The 1,860-nt window shown below is 67.2% G+C and carries 2 protein-coding genes and 1 pseudogene; 1 reads left to right on the top strand and 2 read right to left on the bottom strand.

Translation table 11 applies throughout. The features are described 5' to 3' along the window. Together CQY20_RS33655 and CQY20_RS33650 are read right to left on the bottom strand one after the other, a co-directional pair. A partial coding sequence (locus CQY20_RS33655) for an acylphosphatase (protein ID WP_133119208.1) occupies window positions 1-871 on the bottom strand: 871 nt, incomplete at its 3' end. After that, a pseudogene (locus CQY20_RS33650) lies at window positions 868-1,569 on the bottom strand (NHL repeat-containing protein); the annotation flags it as partial. The gene CQY20_RS33655 and the pseudogene CQY20_RS33650, both read right to left, overlap by 4 nt. 31 nt (window positions 1,570-1,600) lie before the next feature. On the opposite strand from CQY20_RS33650, the gene CQY20_RS35850 reads away from it, so the two are divergent. After that, the gene (locus CQY20_RS35850; protein WP_234816544.1) at window positions 1,601-1,843 is read left to right on the top strand and encodes a hydrogenase maturation nickel metallochaperone HypA; all 243 of its coding nucleotides are present in this window, start codon (window positions 1,601-1,603) and stop codon (window positions 1,841-1,843) included. The last annotated feature ends 17 nt before the right edge of the window (window positions 1,844-1,860 follow it).

The following is a 1,860-nucleotide window of genomic DNA, read 5'->3' as shown; positions in this document are numbered from 1 at the left end:
GGCGGGCGGGGGAGGTCAGCACCGCGGCCTCGGCGTCGGTGATCTCGACGTAGCGTCGCGCCGCCTGCAGGTCGCGCACCAGCACGGCGAAGGGCTTTGCGCCGCGGGACTTGCGGCGGCGCAACGAAAGGACGGCCGCGTCGTCGACGGCTGTGCAGGCCAGGTGGTAGCCGCCGAGCCCTTTGACCGCGACGAGGCCTCCCCCGGCCAGTGCGTGTTGGGTGGCTGCGAGCGCCGCGTCGGCGCCGGTGATGCGGTCGGTGCCGGCGTCAAACCACAGCGTGGGTCCGCAGTCCGGACAGGCGATCGGTTGAGCGTGGAATCGGCGGTCATGTGGGTCGTGGTACTCCAGCGTGCAGCGCTGGCACATCGGGAAGCTCGACATCGTGGTGGCCGGCCGGTCATACGGCAGGCTGCAGATGATGGTGAAGCGCGGGCCGCAGTTCGTGCAGGTGATGAAGGGATGGCGATAGCGGCGGTCGGCCGGGTCGAACAATTCGTCGATGCAGTCGTCGCACACGGCTATGTCCGGGGGGATCGCGGTGGCGGCGGCGGGGACGGCGCGGCTTTCGGTGATGTCAAAACCGTTGTCGCCGTGCGGGTCTGCGGGCAGTTCGGTCAACGTGACACCGGTGATGCTGGCCAGCGGCGGCGCGTCGGCGTGCAGGCGGTGAAGGAATTCGTCGAGCTGCTCGGTGCTGCCCTGGACTTCGATGAACACCGCGGCGGAGTCATTGCCCACGAAACCCGACAGGCCCAGCTTGGTGGCGATGCGGTGCACGAAGGGCCGGAAACCCACGCCCTGCACCACGCCCGTCACTGTCAGTCTTCGCCGGGTTTGCCCGGCCACCAGCGTGTTGACAGCAGTCATGACCGCCCCCACAACACGACCCGGTTGTTGCCGGAATCAGCCACCGCCAGCAGATCATTGGATAGGCAGACCCCGTACGGCCAGCACAGGGTGTCTGGCTCGACCGCACTCCAGCGGTTCTCGCCGTTGGCGGCGAATGTCGGCTGGGCCAACACAACGTCGGCGCCGCGCCCGTCGGTAGGTACCCCGTCCCACAGCAGGACGCGGTTGTTGGCGGTATCGGCGACGGCCATGATCTGCGCGCCGGCGTCGGACTGTTGCAGGGCGACGCTGTAGGGGAACCGGAACCGGTCTGCCTGTTGGGGCGCGTAGGGCCATTCCTGGGCGGTGGCGAAGTCGGGTTGGCCCAGCAGCAGATCGGCGGGCCGGTCGGTGACGGGCTGCGGGGACCAGCCCAGCACCCGGTGGTCGCCGCCGTCGGCGACCAGCAGCAGATCCTGGTGTCCGGCCAGAGCATGGGGCCAACGAAAACTCGATGCATTGACAGCGCCGCCCCGGTTCTCCTCGCGATGGGCGGGATCGGGTTGACCCAAAACGATGTCGGCCGGCTGGCCGGGTTCGGGGATCCCATTCTGCCAGCCCAGGACGCGCCGGTTGCCGGTGTCGGCGATCCAGAATCGTGACCCGATGAGCGCGATCCCGAACGGCCAGTACAGGGTGTCCGCGGAGCAATCACGACCGGCGTTGGGCTCGACGCTGGTGCGTACTGTCAATGTTCGCGTTGGTGCGATGCGCCAGATAGTTCCCGACACGCTGGTGTACTGCTGGTCATTGGTCACCGAGGACTCTGAATTGCAGGGCGCGCAGCTGTGCGTCGAACAGGTGCCAGCGACGATACGTTGCCGGATCTGCGGCCATGAGCACGTGCTGGACGCACCGATCATGCTGTGTCCGTCTTGCAAAAGCGCAAATGTGACGCTGGTGTCCGGCGACGAATTCCTCGTAACTTCACTGGAACTCGAAGAGGTGTGACAGATGGGCCGCTTCCA

Origin of the sequence: Mycolicibacterium agri, assembly GCF_002553505.1 — a bacterium.
GTDB lineage: Bacteria > Actinomycetota > Actinomycetes > Mycobacteriales > Mycobacteriaceae > Mycobacterium > Mycobacterium agri.
This window is presented reverse-complemented; position numbering and strand designations above follow the sequence as displayed.